At 45.7% G+C, this 18,042-nt stretch carries 17 protein-coding genes, 2 tRNA genes and 2 rRNA genes; 7 read left to right on the top strand and 14 right to left on the bottom strand.

From position 1 onward, the window contains the following. From JMA39_RS11225 to rimI, 6 genes are all read left to right on the top strand, one after another. Positions 1-87: ribosomal RNA gene (locus JMA39_RS11225) — 23S ribosomal RNA — on the top strand; the annotation flags it as partial. A 140-nt stretch (positions 88-227) separates the two neighbouring features. Then, a 5S ribosomal RNA gene (gene rrf / locus JMA39_RS11220) occupies positions 228-343 on the top strand. Between the two features lie 1,567 nt (positions 344-1,910). Next, positions 1,911-1,987: transfer RNA gene (locus JMA39_RS11215), tRNA-Trp, on the top strand. A gap of 168 nt (positions 1,988-2,155) precedes the next feature. Continuing rightward, a tRNA-Trp gene (locus JMA39_RS11210) sits at positions 2,156-2,232 on the top strand. A gap of 216 nt (positions 2,233-2,448) precedes the next feature. After that, complete coding sequence (locus JMA39_RS11205; RefSeq protein WP_202721946.1) at positions 2,449-2,796, top strand: hypothetical protein; 348 nt, start codon at positions 2,449-2,451, stop codon at positions 2,794-2,796. Next, positions 2,796-3,233, top strand: a complete 438-nt coding sequence (gene rimI, locus JMA39_RS11200; RefSeq protein ID WP_202721945.1) for a ribosomal protein S18-alanine N-acetyltransferase — start codon at positions 2,796-2,798, stop codon at positions 3,231-3,233. Before JMA39_RS11205 ends, rimI begins: the two co-directional genes overlap by 1 nt. Before the next feature lie 82 nt (positions 3,234-3,315). On the opposite strand, the gene lipA is transcribed toward rimI, so the two are convergent. The 14 genes from lipA to leuS all read right to left on the bottom strand — a co-directional run bounded on the left by lipA (position 3,316) and on the right by leuS (position 17,331). Then, complete coding sequence (gene lipA, locus JMA39_RS11195) at positions 3,316-4,281, bottom strand: lipoyl synthase (RefSeq protein ID WP_202721944.1); 966 nt, start codon at positions 4,279-4,281, stop codon at positions 3,316-3,318. Beyond that, positions 4,274-4,933, bottom strand: a complete 660-nt coding sequence (gene lipB, locus JMA39_RS11190) for a lipoyl(octanoyl) transferase LipB (RefSeq protein WP_202721943.1) — start codon at positions 4,931-4,933, stop codon at positions 4,274-4,276. The genes lipA and lipB overlap by 8 nt, the downstream gene beginning before the upstream one ends. Positions 4,934-5,027: 94 nt before the next feature. Further along, positions 5,028-5,294, bottom strand: coding sequence for a DUF493 family protein YbeD (gene ybeD, locus JMA39_RS11185; protein ID WP_202721942.1), 267 nt, complete (start codon positions 5,292-5,294; stop codon positions 5,028-5,030). A 124-nt stretch (positions 5,295-5,418) separates the two neighbouring features. Next, positions 5,419-6,591 (bottom strand): serine hydrolase, encoded by a 1,173-nt coding sequence (locus tag JMA39_RS11180; protein ID WP_202721941.1) that lies wholly within the window; start codon positions 6,589-6,591, stop codon positions 5,419-5,421. A gap of 105 nt (positions 6,592-6,696) precedes the next feature. After that, positions 6,697-7,479, bottom strand: a complete 783-nt coding sequence (locus tag JMA39_RS11175) for a septal ring lytic transglycosylase RlpA family protein (protein ID WP_202721940.1) — start codon at positions 7,477-7,479, stop codon at positions 6,697-6,699. Next, on the bottom strand, positions 7,466-8,464 hold the full coding sequence (gene mltB, locus JMA39_RS11170; RefSeq protein ID WP_202721939.1) for a lytic murein transglycosylase B: 999 nt from the start codon (positions 8,462-8,464) through the stop codon (positions 7,466-7,468). The genes JMA39_RS11175 and mltB overlap by 14 nt, the downstream gene beginning before the upstream one ends. Positions 8,465-8,600: 136 nt before the next feature. Next, positions 8,601-9,707: a rod shape-determining protein RodA gene (gene rodA / locus JMA39_RS11165; protein ID WP_202721938.1), complete on the bottom strand. Its 1,107-nt coding sequence runs from the start codon at positions 9,705-9,707 to the stop codon at positions 8,601-8,603. Continuing rightward, positions 9,704-11,560: a penicillin-binding protein 2 gene (mrdA, locus tag JMA39_RS11160; RefSeq protein ID WP_202721937.1), complete on the bottom strand. Its 1,857-nt coding sequence runs from the start codon at positions 11,558-11,560 to the stop codon at positions 9,704-9,706. Before mrdA ends, rodA begins: the two co-directional genes overlap by 4 nt. An 84-nt stretch (positions 11,561-11,644) precedes the next feature. Then, the gene (gene rlmH / locus JMA39_RS11155; RefSeq protein ID WP_028769232.1) at positions 11,645-12,115 is read right to left on the bottom strand and encodes a 23S rRNA (pseudouridine(1915)-N(3))-methyltransferase RlmH; all 471 of its coding nucleotides are present in this window, start codon (positions 12,113-12,115) and stop codon (positions 11,645-11,647) included. Then, entirely contained in the window at positions 12,115-12,444 is a 330-nt protein-coding gene (gene rsfS / locus JMA39_RS11150; protein ID WP_202721936.1) for a ribosome silencing factor, read from the bottom strand. The genes rlmH and rsfS overlap by 1 nt, the downstream gene beginning before the upstream one ends. A gap of 98 nt (positions 12,445-12,542) precedes the next feature. After that, positions 12,543-13,193 carry a nicotinate-nucleotide adenylyltransferase gene (gene nadD / locus JMA39_RS11145; RefSeq protein WP_202721935.1) on the bottom strand — a complete coding sequence of 217 codons (651 nt, stop codon included), beginning with the start codon at positions 13,191-13,193 and terminating at the stop codon, positions 12,543-12,545. Next, on the bottom strand, positions 13,193-14,224 hold the full coding sequence (gene holA / locus JMA39_RS11140; protein WP_202721934.1) for a DNA polymerase III subunit delta: 1,032 nt from the start codon (positions 14,222-14,224) through the stop codon (positions 13,193-13,195). Before holA ends, nadD begins: the two co-directional genes overlap by 1 nt. Next, positions 14,224-14,718 carry an LPS-assembly lipoprotein LptE gene (locus JMA39_RS11135; RefSeq protein WP_202721933.1) on the bottom strand — a complete coding sequence of 165 codons (495 nt, stop codon included), beginning with the start codon at positions 14,716-14,718 and terminating at the stop codon, positions 14,224-14,226. Before JMA39_RS11135 ends, holA begins: the two co-directional genes overlap by 1 nt. 33 nt (positions 14,719-14,751) lie before the next feature. Continuing rightward, the gene (gene leuS / locus JMA39_RS11130) at positions 14,752-17,331 is read right to left on the bottom strand and encodes a leucine--tRNA ligase (protein ID WP_202721965.1); all 2,580 of its coding nucleotides are present in this window, start codon (positions 17,329-17,331) and stop codon (positions 14,752-14,754) included. Positions 17,332-17,451: 120 nt separating this feature from the next. Between leuS and JMA39_RS11125 the strand changes: the two genes are divergently transcribed. Further along, positions 17,452-17,952, top strand: a complete 501-nt coding sequence (locus tag JMA39_RS11125; RefSeq protein WP_202721932.1) for a zinc ribbon-containing protein — start codon at positions 17,452-17,454, stop codon at positions 17,950-17,952. The last annotated feature ends 90 nt before the right edge of the window (positions 17,953-18,042 follow it).

Below are 18,042 nucleotides of genomic sequence, written 5' to 3'. Positions count from 1 at the left end.
TCGAGACTAGGACGTTGATAGGCAAGGTGTGTAAGCGTTGTGAGGCGTTGAGCTAACTTGTACTAATGACTCGTGAGGCTTAACCATACAACCCTGATGGGTTTTGTATGAGAGACTAATGTTTCTAAGACAAAATTAGAATGAAGCACTTAATGTAGTGTGGACTCAAACTTAATTTCAGTTTACTTGCTCTGGCGAGTAACAGCTTTTCAAATTTACCAAATTTGTCTGGAAACCATAGAGCTGTGGTCCCACCTGAATCCATTCCGAACTCAGAAGTGAAACACAGTATCGCCGATGGTAGTGTGGGGTCTCCCCATGTGAGAGTAGGTCATTTCCAGGCGCCTATTTAAGTAGAGAAGCCACCTGAATAAGGTGGCTTTTTTGCGTTTGGGTGTTTGTAAAATACTGAACGCTAACTTATCTAGTATATACCTACCCGTTAAGGTGACTGCTTCACTTAAAGTAGACATAAATGCCAACCCCCTACGTCGACCCGTCGCTGAGCGAGGTCTCCAGCTTTGTAACAATTTACTCGCGCTACAAAGCCCTTGAATGCGTTGCATCCACTGCAGGGCTTCTTCGCCCCCATGTGTTCGCTGCGCGAACCGATTCGGTCATTTCCAGGCGCTAAATACAAGAAAGCCCGCTACGATGTAGCGGGCTTTTTTACGTCTTGAATTTGTGATTTCCAGACTCACTCCAGTTTAACTGTGAAGAAGCCACCCCTCTTTATATGAGAAGAGTCGGTGGCTTTTTTGTACAGGAAGTACTTATCCTCGAATGCCATGGATGGCATAGGAGAGGAGTTGTGTTTGGGCGAAACTAAAATAATCTAGGTTACCTAATTAATGTCTCGTTATTGGTAAAGGTGGCTTTTCTACTTAAGCACGTACATGCAATACCTATTCCCGACGTCGCCTCGCCGCTGAGCGGGGGCTCCAGCTTCGTAACAAGTTACTCCGCGTTCAAGTAAGGCTGAATACTGCGTATTCAAAGCGCCTCACTTTCACCCCCATGTGTTCGCTGCGCGAACCGAGTGGGTATTTCCAGGCGCACCCCTGATTTAACAGTGAAGAAGCCACCCCTCTTTATATGAGAAGAGTAGGTGGTTTATCCACTTAAGCAGGCATAAATGCCCACCCCTACTTCGAATAGATTATTGCTCCTGCAATAACTGCATTTCCGCTATTCTTGGCGGTCACAGTTGCTCCGCGTTCAAGTCAGGCTGAATACTGCGTATTCAAAGCGCCGAACTTTCACCTCCATGTGTTCGCTGCGTGATGTCACTGATATGCTCATCGGTAACTGCTCCAGCGTTACTCTACCTCTTATATCCATATAGTCGTGCATAATCAGGGCTTCTCAGGGGGGAGTTGAGGGATCGAAAACTCAAGAGCAAGTCAGCGTTCTTCCTTGCCTACTTCTACTTTTTACAGCGCTCTCACGTGAGCGTAGAGGCTATTATCGTAAACTGATGAAGTAAGTAGCTGTGCGATTAACTTAAGCTCTGTGATTGCTGAGAGTGGTGTAGCTTTCAATAATTTGAACAACTACCTAAGAATCCTTTGAATGAACTCTTGATTCAAAGTGAATGCGTACGTCTCAAAAAAGGGGGGGGAAGCAAATATGAGTAAGGTATCGGTTTGAGGGGGACTTCATGGTGAAGTAAACAACTAGGAACGGCTATTAAGTGAAGATTCTCATCTGCAACGGCAAGGCATTAAGCGGGTTGACGATATTGTCGAAGGCGAAGCTAGCGAGCCTTCACCATGTGGTCTATAGGTGCATATTTTAGCGATTAATGTTTAAAGCATGTACTAAGCGCTTGAAAAAGCCGCAGGCGATAGCTTTTATATAAAAAGTACTTTACCTTTTCGGTGATTTTAAGCAAAATGCGTTTCGTCGACAGGGGTGTAGCTCCAATTGGTAGAGCGCCGGTCTCCAAAACCGGATGTTGTGAGTTCGAATCTCCCCACCCCTGCCAAATTTAGAAAAAGCCGAGCATTAGCTCGGCTTTTTCGTATCTGAAGTTTATCAAATACCTTTTAATCGCTTAATTGCGCAATTGGCCGAAATTCCTACAGTTGATGCGTGTTTTATAAAAAAGTGCTTTACCTTTTAGGGCTGTTTAAGCATAATGCGTTCCAACAACAGGGGTATAGTTCCAATTGGTAGAACAGCGGTCTCCAAAACCGATGGTTGCGAGTTCGAGTCTTGCTACCCCTGCCAAATTCAGAGAAAGCCGAGCATTAGCTCGGCTTTTTCGTATCTGCGATTTACCATTACAACTGAAGCTCTACCTAACGCTTTACCTAATGTTTTAGTTACGTGATAGCTGTTGGAGCTGAGTGACTTTATCTCAGAGACTTCATCTTGGCTGCTTCACTTAGGCATAGGCTAGCTGCTATGCTCTCTATCGTTTTAAATCCTTTTGGTCGAGTCTTAATGAAAACAAGTGCATATTTAGACGCTATGGGCATAGTGCGCTGGAAGAAAGCCGTTCACCCGTCAGAGGTGTTAACAGTGCTGGTCAATCCGCTGCGGGTTAACGATGTCAGCAGCCCGATCATTAGTACTGTGCTTAGTATGCTAGGTCATGATGTGGCTAATTGTCGCTTCGCTGTACGTGCTCAAGCGGGGAGCCGGGTGATATGGGACATGCGAGGGAAGCAGGCTGTAGTTAATGACGAGGTTTTGGTTTCTGCACCTATTAATGAGCTCGAAGCGAAAGCAGAAGCTAAAAAGATACTATGGCTCAATATGCAGCCTTTTTTGGTGCAAAAGGAAGTTTGATGATACCTATTGTCTTGAGCGATAGTTTTGCTTCTCAGATGGCCTCTGTTGCGGCTAAAGCGCATAGCCATCCTATGTCCGAAGGGAGTATCAGAAGCTGTTTTGGGAATTTATATCGCAGCTTTGGCATCTTTGATGGTGAAACACTTTGTGGCTTTGCTATTTTGCATCAGATTTTTGAAGATGCGACCTTGATGGATATCTGTGTTGAGCCTGGTTATCAGGGAAGAGGCTTTGGTAAGGCCCTGTTAAACGCTGTAATAGCTATAGCCAAAGATAGAGGCGCAGAGGTCTTACTGCTGGAGGTGAGGCAATCAGGCGGCACAGCTAGAGCTTTATATGAAAAACTAGGCTTTGAAACAACAGGTGTTCGTAAGGGCTACTATAAGACTGAGGTTGGCAGTGAAGATGCCATACTGATGCAGCTGTCGTTATAACTCATATCGATTTCTGAAATGGAAATAAAAATAGCGCCCATTGGCGCTATTTTTCTATCTATAGTCATTAGCAAAGCTTGGATTACTTAACTTCTTTGCCTTGTGCCTGAAGGTCGGCATGGTAGCTAGAGCGAACTAGCGGACCACAAGCTGCATGAGTAAAACCAATGCTTTCGGCGAGCTCTTTAAGTTCATCAAACTCTGCTGGCGAGACATACCGCTCAACTGGCAGGTGGAATTTAGATGGCTGCAGATATTGACCTAGCGTTAGCATCTCTACCTTGTGTTCACGCAAATCATGTAATACCTGTGCGATCTCCTCGTTGCTCTCACCAAGGCCCATCATCAATCCTGACTTAGTTGGAATGTTAGGGTGGCGCTCTTTGAACTTCTTCAATAGATCTAATGACCATTGGTAGTTAGCACCAGGGCGAGCCTTACGGTAATGCATAGGCGCCGTTTCCAAGTTGTGGTTAAACACATCTGGTGGCTCAGTGGCTAAGATATCGAGGGCTGCATCGATACGACCACGGAAATCAGGTACTAAGGTTTCAATCTTAATCTCTGGGTTCAGTAGGCGAATTTCACGGATACAGTCAGCAAAGTGTTGAGCGCCACCGTCACGGAGATCGTCACGGTCTACAGAGGTGATCACTACATACTTAAGCTTCATATCTTTGATGGTCTGTGCAAGCTTCTTCGGCTCCTCGGCGTCAGGCTTGAGTGGACGACCATGAGCCACATCGCAGAATGGACAGCGACGGGTACAGATAGCCCCTAGGATCATGAATGTTGCCGTACCGTGATTGAAACACTCGGACAGGTTTGGACAAGAAGCCTCTTCACAAACAGAGTGTAAACCGTTCTTGCGCAGAGCTTGTTTAATGTCTGTGATGCGCTGGTTTGATGCCGGTAGTTTGACTCGTAGCCAGTCAGGTTTTCTTAGCATGGTGTCACGCTCTGATGGCACCACTTTAACAGGGATGCGGGAAACCTTTTCTGCGTCTCTGAGTTTGACGCCAGGTTGTAATCTTTCAGGCCTATTCATATGACTCTGGTAATCCTTGGTGGTGAACTAGCTTATCTAAACCGAGTTCTTGGCTGAGGGTTTCAATCAGTTGGGCACCAGCTTCTTCAACAGTTTGTGGTCCACCGAGCTGTTTGCATTGGATCATTTCCATGCCAGCATAACCACAGGGGTTTATACGCTGGAAGGGTGACATATCCATGTCGACGTTGAGGGCCAGTCCGTGGAAAGAGCACCCTTTGCGGATCCTAAGACCGAGAGACGCAATTTTGCGTTCATCAACATAAACGCCAGGCGCATCAGCTTTGGCATAGGCCTCAATCTGATAGCGCTTAAGCATGTTGATGATGCTCTGTTCAATATGGGTGACGAGTTGACGCACACCCACCTTGAGTCGCTTAATATCGAGAAGAGGGTACACAACAAGCTGACCTGGGCCGTGGTAGGTTACCTGACCGCCGCGGTCGACCTGAATAACAGGGATATCACCTGGGTTTAGGATGTGCTCACTCTTACCTGCTTGGCCTTGAGTGAAGACAGGCGTATGTTCAACAATCCAGATCTCGTCTGGACTGTTTTCATCGCGATTATCTGTATAGTGTTGCATCGCGTGCCACACTGATTGGTAATCTTGTTTACCTAGATGGCGAATATGCAAAGCGTTATCGTGCAAGGGCAACCTCTCCCCTCAAATATTTGTGCGGGCTATTATACGCTTCAAAATGATAAATGTAATACAGATCACATTTATCAGTAATGATTAATATTTATAGTACGCGCTTTACGCCTTCAATCGCAGAAAGTTCAGTATAAAGCTTCTCAATCTGCTCTTTACTTGTAACCGTTATACGTATGGTTACTGAGTTGTAGGTGCCTTTGCTTGAGGTTTTTGTTGTTGGCGCATAATCGCCAGGTGCTAGGCTCTGAGCGACAGCTACAACACGGTCAGCTAGTGTATCACTTGCGTCACCAACAATTTTAAATGGAAAAGATGCTGGGAACTCCATTAACTCATCAAATTTAGTATCTAACATTTTTTTACTCTCTAAGATTTCTATATTCACTAATATGGTGGCAATTATACCTAATTCAAGGGTAGTTAGCTTGGATAAACGCAAGAAGCCACCCTAAGGTGGCTTCTTGTTATGCTGAGTATGATTAGCTAAACCAACCCGCAAACATCTGCTTGAAATAATCCATCAACTGGCTGAGCCAGCTGCCTTCGTTTACTTCTTGTAGGGTGACAAGTGGGAACTGGGCGATATCTTTTCCGTTCAATTGGAAGTAGATACGGCCAACAGTTTCACCTTTAGCGATTGGCGCATTTAGCTCTTTAGTTAATTCAAAGTTTGCCTGTAGGTTTTTAGCTTGACCACGACTAATGGTAATCGGTGTATCCGTTACTACACCCAAATCAATCGTTTCACGATCGCCGTACCAGATTTTTTGAGTAACGAAAGTGTCACCAGCCTTGTATGGTGTAACGGTTTCAAAGAAACGGAAACCATAGTTAAGTAGTTTCTTGCTTTCAGCTTTACGCGCAGCTTCACTCTTAGTGCCCATTACAACAGAGATAAGGCGCATGCCGTCTTTAGTTGCAGAAGTGACTAGGTTAAAGCCAGCACCTGAGGTATGGCCGGTTTTGATACCGTCAACGCTTAAGCTCTTATCCCATAATAAACCGTTACGGTTGTACTGCTTGATACCGTTGTAGGTAAATGATTTCTCTTTGTAGACGGCGTATTCATCTGGTACATCACGAATAATCGCTGCGCCTAGAATTGCCATATCATAAGCTGTACTTTTGTGGTTATCAGAATCTAGACCGTGGCTGTTTTCGAAGTAGCTATCTTGCATACCTAGCTGCTTAGCCCATGAGTTCATTAGATCAACGAAACCATCTTCGGTACCTGCAATATGCTCAGCCATTGCGACACAGGCATCGTTACCCGATTGAATGATGATGCCTTTGTTTAGATCTTCTACGGTGACTTTTTTACCCACTTCAATAAACATCTTTGAAGAGTCTGGGAAGTTCTTAGACCAAGCTTTCTTACTGATGGTCACTTCGTCAGTCGGAGACACGTTGCCGACTTTAATCTCATGACCGATTACATAGCTGGTCATCATCTTAGTCAAGCTGGCTGGATTTAAGCTTTCGTATGCGTTCTCTTCAGCTATGATCTGTCCGGTGTTGTAGTCCATTAGCACATAAGCTTTGGCTGCAACAGTTGGTGCATTTGGGGTAACGACAGGTGCCGCTTGCGCTGATAAGGCGGCGACGGAGGTCGCGAACAAAAGTGTTTTTAATGGTTTGTTCAGTAAATTCATATTAATAATGCACGTCTTAATAAGTTGAAGTATGAAGAAAGTGTAATTCCCACGAGTATAACATTAGTGGACAAGGGAATTCAGCCTTGGTTCATTAATCTTGGTTCATTCAGTTAGCAGGTAACTTTGAGGGTAACCTTCTTGTTTTAATTTCTCGGTGAGCTTGTTCGCTAGTTGCGCCTGCCCGATAGGACCCAGTTGCAGCCTGTAGAGGTTGTTTGCGCTCTGCACACGGCTTTTAACCTGATATTTCTGCTCTAAGCTATTAGCTAAGCTGTCTAAACGCTCTTTATTCGATGAAGCCACCACTTGAATATAGTGCAGCTCTGTACCTTTAAGTTCGGCTAGGGCGGTAGACTCAGGATCGGCAATATAGATCACCTCCAAGCTAACATTTGCAGTACCAGTTTTAAGCATATCTAGACGGTGTGCGGCTGCGTAGGATAGGTCGATAATACGGTTCTCATGAAATGGCCCTCTATCGTTTACCCGTACAATGACTGTCTTATTATTCTTAAGATTTGTCACCTTCACATAACTAGGCAGTGGCAAGGTCTTATGAGCGGCTGACATGGAGTACATGTCATAGGTTTCACCGTTAGAGGTTAGATGGCCATGAAATTTGGCGCCATACCAAGAGGCAATACCTTTTTCTGCATAGCCTTCGCCCGTATCCATCACCTGGTAAGTTTTGCCTAATACCGTATAGTGCTTTTTATTACCGCCACGACTATAAGGCTCATATTTGGGGTGAGCATCTTCGACCTTAGTGACATCTGGGGCTGAAGTTGGTGCTTTATCGTCATCAAGTTCATAGCGTCCGCCACTCGAACATGCAGCTAGGGTGGCAGTTAACAGTAAGATGGCGAGAGTATTATTGCGCGGCATAGGCTTTCTTTAATTCCTGACTAAACTGGTACACAGCCATGGCGTATAGCGGGCTGCGGTTGTAACGAGTGATAACATAAAAGTTTTTAAGGCCTAGCCAATACTCATCGTGATCGGCTTGCTCAAGCTTGACTACAAGAGCTGGTTGCGAGACATCGAGATCCATCGACTCAGCGAGTGCAACATTCGGCGAGAGGATATCGGCAACCTTGTAATGGAGTTTTTCTCCAGACCAAGTTTTTACTGTATCAGGTAAGTCTTTACTCAAGGTTAATTGAAGAGTGACAGGTTGGTTTTTCTGCCAACCATGTTGGTGAAAATAGTTAGCCACGCTGCCAATCGCATCTGTTGTACTATTTAACAGATCACGGCTGCCATCATTGTCAAAGTCCACCGCGTAATGGCGGTAGCTCGATGGAATAAACTGACCGAATCCCATCGCACCCGCATAAGAGCCTTTTAGGCTATTGATGTCTAAGTGCTCTTCTTTGACTAGCGATTGCAGGTTTGCAAATTCACTTCTAAAGAAGGTGGCTCGTGGCGGGTAATGAAATCCTAAAGTGTATAGTGCGTCTTTTACGGGATAGTTACCCATGTAGCCACCATAAAAGGTTTCGATACCGATAATCGCCACGATGATCTGTGGGTCAACGTTAAACTCTTTCGATGCTCGTTCGATTGTTTTTGCGTGTTCTTTCCAGAATGCTAGGCCTGTCTCTAGGCGTTTTTCAGTGAGAAAAATAGGATAGTACTGGTGCCAAGGCTTAGCTTCCCATGGCTTGGTCATAGCATCAATAACGGCTTGGTTGTAGTTGGCATTTTTGATGAAATCTGCTGTTTCAGTTGTATCAAACCCTTTCGAGCTTTGGGCTTTGATAAATTCGGTTTTAAGCGTTTCAACATTGGCGTCGGAGGTCGCCGCTACGGCAGAATATGAAAATAGCGAAAGTGCCAAAGGTGCAAGAATACGTTTTAACAGCGTCATCTTTAGGCCATCCTTAATAGTCGAAAAGTAATTGTTGAAGTTAATTATCGAAAGTTATCGAAAAGCATTATGTATGAGTGTTCGAAGACGACACAATGCTTTCGAGAATTAATTATCTATTGGTTTGAATTAGAAGCTATCTATCGATAAAGCGTCTATGGGTATGAATACTCATTAAGATGCCGAATCCTGTCATCAATGTCAGCATCGATGTACCACCATAACTGATTAATGGCAGAGGTACACCTACAACCGGTAAAAGGCCTGAAACCATGCCAATATTGACAAAAATATAGACGAAGAAGGTTAGGGTAATACTACCTGCCAGCAATCGAGCAAAGCTGGTTTGTGCACGAGAGGCGATAACCAGTCCACGGCCGATAACATAGATATAGAGAGAAAGTAGCAGTAGTGCACCGATAAGGCCGAACTCCTCTCCAATTACGGCAAAGATAAAGTCGGTATGGCGTTCGGGTAAAAATTCGAGTTGTGACTGTGTGCCTTGTAGCCAACCTTTGCCCCAAAGGCCGCCGGATCCAATGGCAATCTTAGACTGAATAATATGGTAGCCAGCACCAAGCGGATCTTTTTCTGGGTCGAGTAGGGTCAGTACGCGAGTACGCTGGTAATCGTGCATAAGGAAGAACCAAAGCACAGGTAGCATTGCTAGCACGCTACCGATAAAACTACCCACGATTCGCCAGCTCATGCCTGATAAAAACAGCACGAAAATACCTGAGGCTGCAACCAAAATAGAGGTACCAAGATCCGGCTGTTTTGCAATAAGTAGGGTTGGAACCAGTAAGATAACCCCGGCACCCGCTAAGTAGCGTTTCTTTGGTGGTAAGGGAAACTTACTGATATACCAAGCCATGGTGATAGGGAAGGCAAGCTTAATCAGCTCTGATGGCTGAAACTCCATAAAGCCGAGGTTTAACCAGCGCTGAGCACCTTTGTTGATCTCTCCAAAAAAGTGCACACCAATCAGTAATATGATTCCGGCGAGATAGATGGGAAAAGCCCAGCGCCTGAGTACCTCAGGATTAATCTGTGCGACAGCAAACATCACCAACAGTGACAGCCCCATACGAAATAGCTGTCTGTCCATCAGGGCTAAGTCTTCACCACCGGCAGAATAGATAACAACTAGCCCAAAGCCCATCAAAGCTAAAAGGCCGAGTAACAATGGCAAGTCTATATGTAAGCGCTGCCAGATATTTGGTCGGTGATGGTGTGCGCTCATTTTGTCTTATCCCATGAATCTCTTAATAAATACTCATCTAACAAGGCGCGAGCAACAGGGCCTGCATTAACTCCACCCCAGCCAGCGTTCTCAAGTACTACCGCGAGTACAATTTTGGGGTTCTCATAGGGAGCGTAGGCGATAATCAAGGCGTTATCTCGTAGGCGCTCGTCAATGTTTTCTGCATCGTACTCTGCATCTTCGGCAACACTAAATACCTGAGCGGTACCTGTCTTCATTGCTGCGGTATAGCGCGCATCAGTAAAGCGTGATTTATGGGCGGTATCGCGCATCGCTTCGTTGATGATATCCCAGTTCTTCGGGTCCTTTAGCACAATAGGTGGCAGTTCATCGGCCGGTGTATCAATTTTGGCAGTCTGATCTTGGATAGACTTTAGAAAGTGCGGTACAAAGCGGCGACCATTATTGGCTAATATCGCAGTCGCATTGGCAAGTTGCAATGGTGTCGTAGTCCAATAGCCCTGACCAATACCGACAGAGATGGTATCGCCAATGTACCAAGGCTGGTTATAGCGTAGGCGCTTCCAATCTTTAGAGGGCATAATACCTGCGGACTCTTCGAAGATATCTACACCTGTACGTTCACCAAAACCAAATGGCTCCATAAAGTTAGCTATCGAGTCTACGCCTGTTTTATAGGCGAGATCATAGAAGTAGGTGTCACAAGAGCTAACAATAGCGCTGTTAACATCTACCCAGCCATGACCCCAGCGTTTCCAGTCGCGGTACTTACGCTCGACACCAGGGATCTGCCAAAAGCCTGGATCCCAGATCCGTGTCTTGCTGGTAACCGTTTTATTCTCTAACCCCAATAAGGCTAAATGTGGCTTAACCGTCGAAGCGGGGGCGTACTGCCCTTGAGTTGCACGGTTAATCAGCGGCTTAGACTTGGAGTTTAATAGTTCACTATAGGCTTTGCTGCTAATGCCATGAACAAACTGGTTCGGGTCGTAGGTCGGGCTAGACACAAGGGCTAAAATTCCACCATCTCGAGGATCAATTGCGACAATCGAACCTCGTCGACCATTGAGTAGTTCCATCGCTTTTTGTTGAAGCTTTAGATCTAAGGTTAGGTAGATATCTTGTCCGGGCTCTGGAGGAACAGATTTTAGGGTTCGAATGGTGCGGCCACGGTTGTTGACCTCCTCTTCGAGGTGGCCAGGTTTTCCTAGCAGCAAGCCCTCATAAAATTTTTCGATGCCTTGCTTACCGATATCTTTGGTCGCAGCATAGTTTGCCCATAAGTTATTACGTATAAGCGAGTCTTGGTCTCTGCTGTTAATCTTGCCGACATAACCCAGTGCGTGGGTCATTAAGCCGTTATAGGGGTAGTGACGCTTAAGGCCTGCTTCGACGGTGATCCCTGGAAAGCGGTGCTGGTTAACGCTGAACTCGGCAACTTGCTCTTCGGTGAGTTTATTCTTTATCGTCAGTGGCTTGAAGCGGCGATGATACTTAAGGGCTTCGAGTACATTTTCTTTTTCATCACTGGAAAGCTCAATCACTTTACTCAGCTCATCTAAGGTTTCGCTGATATTTTTGACCTTTTCAGGCACTAATTCCAATGAGAAGAAAGGTTGGTTCTCGGCAAGTAGTTGCCCATGACGGTCGTAGATCAAGCCGCGGCTAGGTGCAACGGGAACAACGCGGATACGGTTGTCGTTTGAGCGAGTTTCGTAGTCTTTAAAAGAGGTGATCTGCAGATTATAAAGATTAACCAGCAACAGGCTCAGGAGAGTAACGACACTGAAGAAAGTAAACAGCGCGCGACTCTTAAACAATGAAGCTTCGGCCGCGTGGTCGTTCATCGTTATGCGCTTTCTTGGGGACACTTACATTCTCTCCAGCTTAAAAAAGGGTGCCAAGCACATATGCTAGTCCTGTTAAGGTCAGTTTAACCAAATAATGATTCGATATTATTCTCTATGGTAGGGGTGATTATTGTTAATGCTCCAGCCACGATAAAGGCTTTCGGCAACAATCACGCGTACCAATGGATGAGGTAGGGTTAAGGCTGATAGGCACCAGCTTTGCGCTGCGGCCTGTTTGCATTCTGGTGATAAACCTTCAGGGCCACCGATCAGCAAGCTAACATCACGGCCATCGAGTAGCCATTTGTTCATCTGCTCAGCTAGCTGTGGAGTGGTCAGGTTTTTACCGGGTAAGTCTAAGCTGACGATATGATTCCCTTTCGGGATCGCAGCCAACATTAACTCGCCCTCTTTTTGGAGGATGCGAGCTATATCGGCATTTTTACCGCGTTTGCCAGCGGGGATTTCAACTAATTCAAGCGCCATATCTCTAGGAAAGCGGCGCTGATATTCTTTAAAACCTGTTTCGACCCAATCTGGCATGCGGGTCCCAACTGCGACTAACTGAATCTTCATTACTCAGGCTTTTCTGACCAAAGTTTTTCAAGCTGGTAGAAATCGCGAGTTTGATCTTGCATAACGTGCATGATCACGTCGCCTAGGTCCACTAGAACCCATTCACTGCTTTCACGGCCTTCGACACCAAGAATAGTGATGCCAGCACGCTTAGATTCAACCACTAGATTTTCAGCGATTGCTTTAACGTGTGTTTTTGAGTTACCTGTACATACAACCATAAAATCGGCGATGTTAGATTTCTCAGATACGTCCATTACAACGATATCTTTTGCTTTAAGGTCTTCAACCTTATCGATTACAAATTGCTTTAACTCTGCGCTTTCCACGCTGGTACCCCATTAATTTTAAGACAGCGCGATAGTATAGCAGTATTTCAGATCTAGATTAATAGCTATTGGCATAAATATCTGCGTTTCAATCGGCTTTAGTTTGAATTGTCTGCAGTTGGGTTTTGGTAGAGGTGATGATTAACAATATAGGCTTCAATTTCAGTGGGAAGTTGACCTTTAGGTAAGTTCCCCAAAGACAGCTGCTGTCGTACCTGAGTCGAAGAGATATCTTGCTCTGTAATATCGACCATAAAGATCCGGCCAAATTTTTCAGATGTGGTCGTGGCTATGTCATGCACTCGAGGCCTTAAGACCGATTGGATCGGGTCGTTAGTATCGAGTTGCCAGCCGGGGCGTTTGCAGACCACTAGGTGGCATAAATCCAGTAGTTGTTGCCATTTATGCCAACGAGTAAAGCTTAAAAATGAATCCATCCCCATGATGAAGTAAAACTCATGTTCTGGGTAGATCTTAGTTAATTGGGTTAAGGTCATCGCCGAATATGACGGCGTATCGCGCTTAGCTTCGATGTCGCAGAGCTTAAAATGGGGCAGCTGATCGCAGACCAGCTGTGCCATGGCGAGTCTATCTTGGCTGGAAACGTGAGTGCTAGACTTGTGTGGTGGAATATGATTTGGCATGAGCCAAACCTCATCCAGGTTAAGCTGCTGCCTAACCTCTTGTGCCGGGCGAATATGGCCAAAGTGGATAGGGTCGAATGTACCGCCTAAGATGCCAATTTTCATCAATCTAAGACTATATGGGCCAGTTTACTATGGGCCTTGGCATCAAACAGCAAGCTGATATGGCTAAGACCGGTCCAATCTTCAACACCCTGTTGCTTTAGCTTAAGCTCGATGGCAGAAGCGCTAGCAAGTAAAGTTTCAATATGGGTCAGCTCTAGTCTATTTAAGGCGTTCTGATAGATAGGCTTACGCTTATCCCAAATACGCAGCTTGCCCCAAAGCCCTTGCAGTGCTTCGCGATTATTCAGTGCTGTCTTTAGCTGCAACAGGACTGCGAGCTCTTTAAACAGTGACCAGAGAATAATAGGCATAGCCACCCCTTCACTTTTTAGCTGCGACAGGATGTGCTGCGCCTTATCTTGTTGATTGTTGAGCATGGCATCGGTTAGTTGAAATACACTAAAGCGAGATTGATCTTCAAAGTATTGCGATAACTGCTCACAATCGATAGGCGCCGTAGGACTGAGTAGCTGCAACAATTGCAATGCTTGATCTGCTGCGAGTAGGTTTCCTTCGTAAAGTGCAAACAGCATCTCACGGGGATCCCTTGCTAGTGATAAACCATAGTGGTTTATACGACCGTCTAACCAGCGCTGAAACTGTGCGCCCTCTGGTGTGGTACAAGGCACATAGATGCCTTTGGCGTCGAGACTCTTAAACCATTTAGTCTTGGTTTGCTCGCTAGCGAGTTTAGGGCCAGTTAAGATCAGTAATACATCAGGATTATCCATCTGCATCAGTGACTGCAACATGGCACTGCCTTCGGTGCCGGGCTTCGCCTGAGGTAAAGTTAGCTCGATAATACGACGGCTAGAGAACAAGCTCATCGCTTGCCACTGCTCGTATAGTTCATTCCAGCTAAATCCGGTTTCTTGGGTCAGCTGGATCTTTTCCTCAAAACCTTGGCGTTTGGCTTCGCTGTGCAGTGCTGCACGGCTTTGCTCACATAACCAAGGGTCGTCGCCAAAAATCAGGCAACATTGTGGCAAGGGAGAAAGCTGACGCGCTAATTGATCTGGGTAGACCCGCATTAATTGACCTTAGTCGCTGCCAAAGCTTGAATAATTCGGTCGGCAGCTTGGATACGCATCTCTTTTAGCAAAAGCTCCATCTCTCGGCTCTTTGCTAGTGCAGTGCGGGGATCATCAAGGTAATCGCGGTGAATTGCGACATCGAAGCGTTGTGATTCGGCGTGTGGCAGTTGTACAGAAAAACTGACTTGATAGATGAGTTCATACTCGGCCACGTTACCCGTTGGGTAGATAGAGAGTGTAGAACGGTCTAGTGAGTCATTGAGAATACGAAGCGCCGGAATGTCATCAGCTGGCTGAACTACAGCAATGCTGTTTAAACGTAGGCGTTCACGTACTAAGCGTGTGAGTTCGCTGTATTCGTCTTGGCTACTCAGACTTAAGGTTTGTAGCTGCTCAGGAATCGAGTAGCTACCCTGGAGTTTAAAGCCGCAACCAGCACTGAGCAAAACGCTCAGTGCCAAGGTTGCTAAAAGTATGCGTTTAATTAGCATAATCTTTGTTTAGTCTTCCTTGTTTGCGAAGGGTTAGTTAGCCACGATATTGAGCAGCTTGCCCGGTACGTAAATAACCTTACGAACGGTCTTACCTTCGGTGTGCTTAACTACGCCTTCTTCGGCCATACCCGCAGCTTCAACCTCTTCTTTGCTAGCATCGGCTGCAACGGTGATCTTAGCGCGTAGCTTACCGTTAACCTGTACGATGATAAGCTTGCTATCTTCAACCAGCGCCGACTCGTCAACGGTTGGCCAAAGTACATCTTCAATCGCGCCTTGATTACCTAGTTCGTTCCACAGTACAAAACAAGTATGCGGGATGATTGGGTAAAGTAAACGGATCACAGCGTTTAAGGCTTCTTGCATTAATGCCTTATCTTGTTCCGTTTCAGATGGCGCCTTTTGTAGACGGTTCATCAGTTCCATAATCGATGCGATAGCGGTGTTAAACATCTGGCGACGTTCAATATCATCACCCACTTTAGCAATCGTCTTATGTAGCTCACGGCGCAATTCTTTTTGAGCAGCGTTGAGTGACTTCACATCTAGTTCAGTTGTTGGACCTGTAGCGATATGGTCGTGTGCGGTTTTCCACAGACGCTTGATAAAGCGATGTGCTCCTTCAACACTCGACTCTTGCCACTCAAGTGTTAGCTCTGGAGGCGCGGCGAACATCATGAATAGACGAACCGTGTCGGCACCGTACTTATCAACCATCTCTTGAGGGTCGATACCGTTGTTCTTAGACTTAGACATCTTGCTCATACCAGTATAAACCAGTTCATGACCTTCGCTGTCTACCGCTTTAACAGTACGGCCTTTGTCGTCAGTTTCCTGTACGGTTACATCTGATGGTGCAACCCAAACGCGTGCGCCTTTCTCGTTGTTATAGTAGTAAGCATCAGCCAATACCATACCTTGAGTGAGTAGACGTTTAGCTGGCTCGTCAGAGTTCACTAGACCTGTATCACGTAGCAACTTGTGGAAGAAGCGGAAATACAATAGGTGCATACAAGCATGCTCAATACCACCAATGTATTGGTCTACTGGTAACCAGTAGTTAGCCTTTGCAGGATCAAGCATTTGGTCTGCATGCGGGCTACAGTAACGTGCGTAGTACCAAGATGATTCCATAAAGGTATCGAAGGTATCGGTTTCACGGAACGCTTCTTGACCGTTAACTTGCGTCTTTGCCCACTCTTTATCTGCCTTGATTGGGCTTTGGATACCATCCATAACTACGTCTTCAGGCAAAATTACTGGCAGCTGGTCTTCAGGTGTTGGCATCACTGTGCCATCGGCCAAAGTCACCATAGGGATTGGTGCGCCCCAGTAACGTTGACGTGAAACACCCCAGTCGCGTAGACGGAAGTTCACTTGACGCTTGCCTTTGCCTTCAGCTGTAAGCTTGGCATCGATTGCATCAAATGCTGCTTGGAAATCTAGTCCATCAAACTCGCCAGAGTTAAATAGTACGCCTTTTTCGGTGTAAGCTTCTTCGCTGATGTCGACTTCGCCGTCAACAGGCTTTACAACTGCTTCGATGTTAAGCTCGTACTTCTTCGCGAACTCATAGTCACGCTGATCGTGAGCTGGAACTGACATCACTGCGCCAGTACCGTAGTTCATCAATACGAAGTTACCTACCCAGATTGGCACTTCTTTGCCAGTAATTGGGTGAATAGCGTTAAGGCCTGTGGCAACACCTTTTTTCTCCATCGCAGCCATAGCGGCTTCGGTGGTATCGGCGTTTTTGCACTCTTCGATAAATTCAGCTAGTGCTGGATTATTGATAGCGGCTTGCTCTGCTAATGGGTGCGCTGCAGCGATAGCCACATAAGTTACACCCATAACCGTGTCAGGACGCGTAGTATAGATATCGAAGCTCTGGTCGCTGTTAGCAACCTGGAAGGTCATTTCGATACCTTCGCTACGGCCAATCCAGTTACGCTGCATGGTCTTAACTTGCTCTGGCCACTCGTCTAGTTGGTCGATATCGTTAAGTAGCTCTTCTGCGTACTCAGTGATCTTAATGAACCACTGCGGGATCTCTTTTTGCTCAACAGTGGTATCACAGCGCCAGCAGCAGCCATCGATAACCTGCTCGTTTGCCAATACAGTTTCATCGTTTGGACACCAGTTAACTGAAGAGGTCTTCTTGTACACTAGGCCTTTTTCATAAAGCTTAGTGAAGAACCACTGTTCCCAGCGGTAGTATTCAGGTGTGCAGGTAGCGATTTCACGTGACCAGTCATAGCCAAAACCTAGCATTTTAAGCTGGTTCTTCATGTAATCGATATTTTCGTATGTCCAAGGCGCTGGTGCGGTCTTGTTCTTGATTGCAGCGTTTTCAGCAGGTAGACCGAAAGAGTCCCAACCGATAGGTTGAAGCACGTTTTTACCTTGCAGACGTTGGTAACGAGACACAACATCGCCTATGGTGTAGTTACGTACGTGACCCATGTGCAGTCGGCCCGATGGATACGGGAACATAGAAAGGCAGTAAAACTTTTCTTTGTTTGCGTCTTCGGTGACTTCAAATGTTTTTGTGTCTTGCCAGTGCTGCTGCACTTTTGCTTCAATTTCTGAAGGAGTATATTGCTCTTGCATCAATCTATTTCCGGCCATGCCGCCCATTGTTTGATCTAGCGCTATTTCAGCGCGAGTTATATCGGCATAGAATAAACTAGAAGTGAGTCATTAAAAAGGTTCGTTGAAGGAGTATTTACCATGAGTGAACAAAGTACTGAGCTACTTTCGCTGTATAAGGCACTTATTAGCCAATTGCAATCTCAATACAATGATGATAACTCTTTGACTGTAAAGAGTTTATATGCACAAATGCAAACATGTAAAGAATACTTGGCTATAAAACAGCAGGCGAAGGAAGAAGAGCTCGCTTTAGTCGAACAATTTTTAAAACGTGACATTGCCAGTTTCTTACAGGAAAAAAATGCCACCGATCTGAGTCATAGCCCGACTGTTATCACCGTCGAAAGCACGTTATGGCACTGGTTGGGTGAGATAACCGATCGCAGCCAAGTGGAATGGCATGAAGTTGCACAAGACTTTAAACATCATGGTTATTATGAGAGTGGCGAGATTGTCGGCCAAGGCACTATGGTGTGTACGTCCTGTGGACATGAGTCAAAAATTGAATTTCCAACTATATTGCCTGACTGTACAGAGTGTGACAATAACGAGTTTACTCGTGAAGCGTTAGCGCCATAGTTGGTAGCACTTAGAGTTTATAAGCCTTGAGGCTGATAAAAAAATAGCGCTGCCCTTGGCTGCGCTATTTTTTTATACTAGTCGTTAGCC

Source organism: Shewanella schlegeliana (genome assembly GCF_016765635.1).
Taxonomy (GTDB): domain Bacteria; phylum Pseudomonadota; class Gammaproteobacteria; order Enterobacterales; family Shewanellaceae; genus Shewanella; species Shewanella schlegeliana.
Note: the sequence above shows the minus strand (reverse complement) of the source record. Positions and strands in the feature narration are given on the sequence as shown.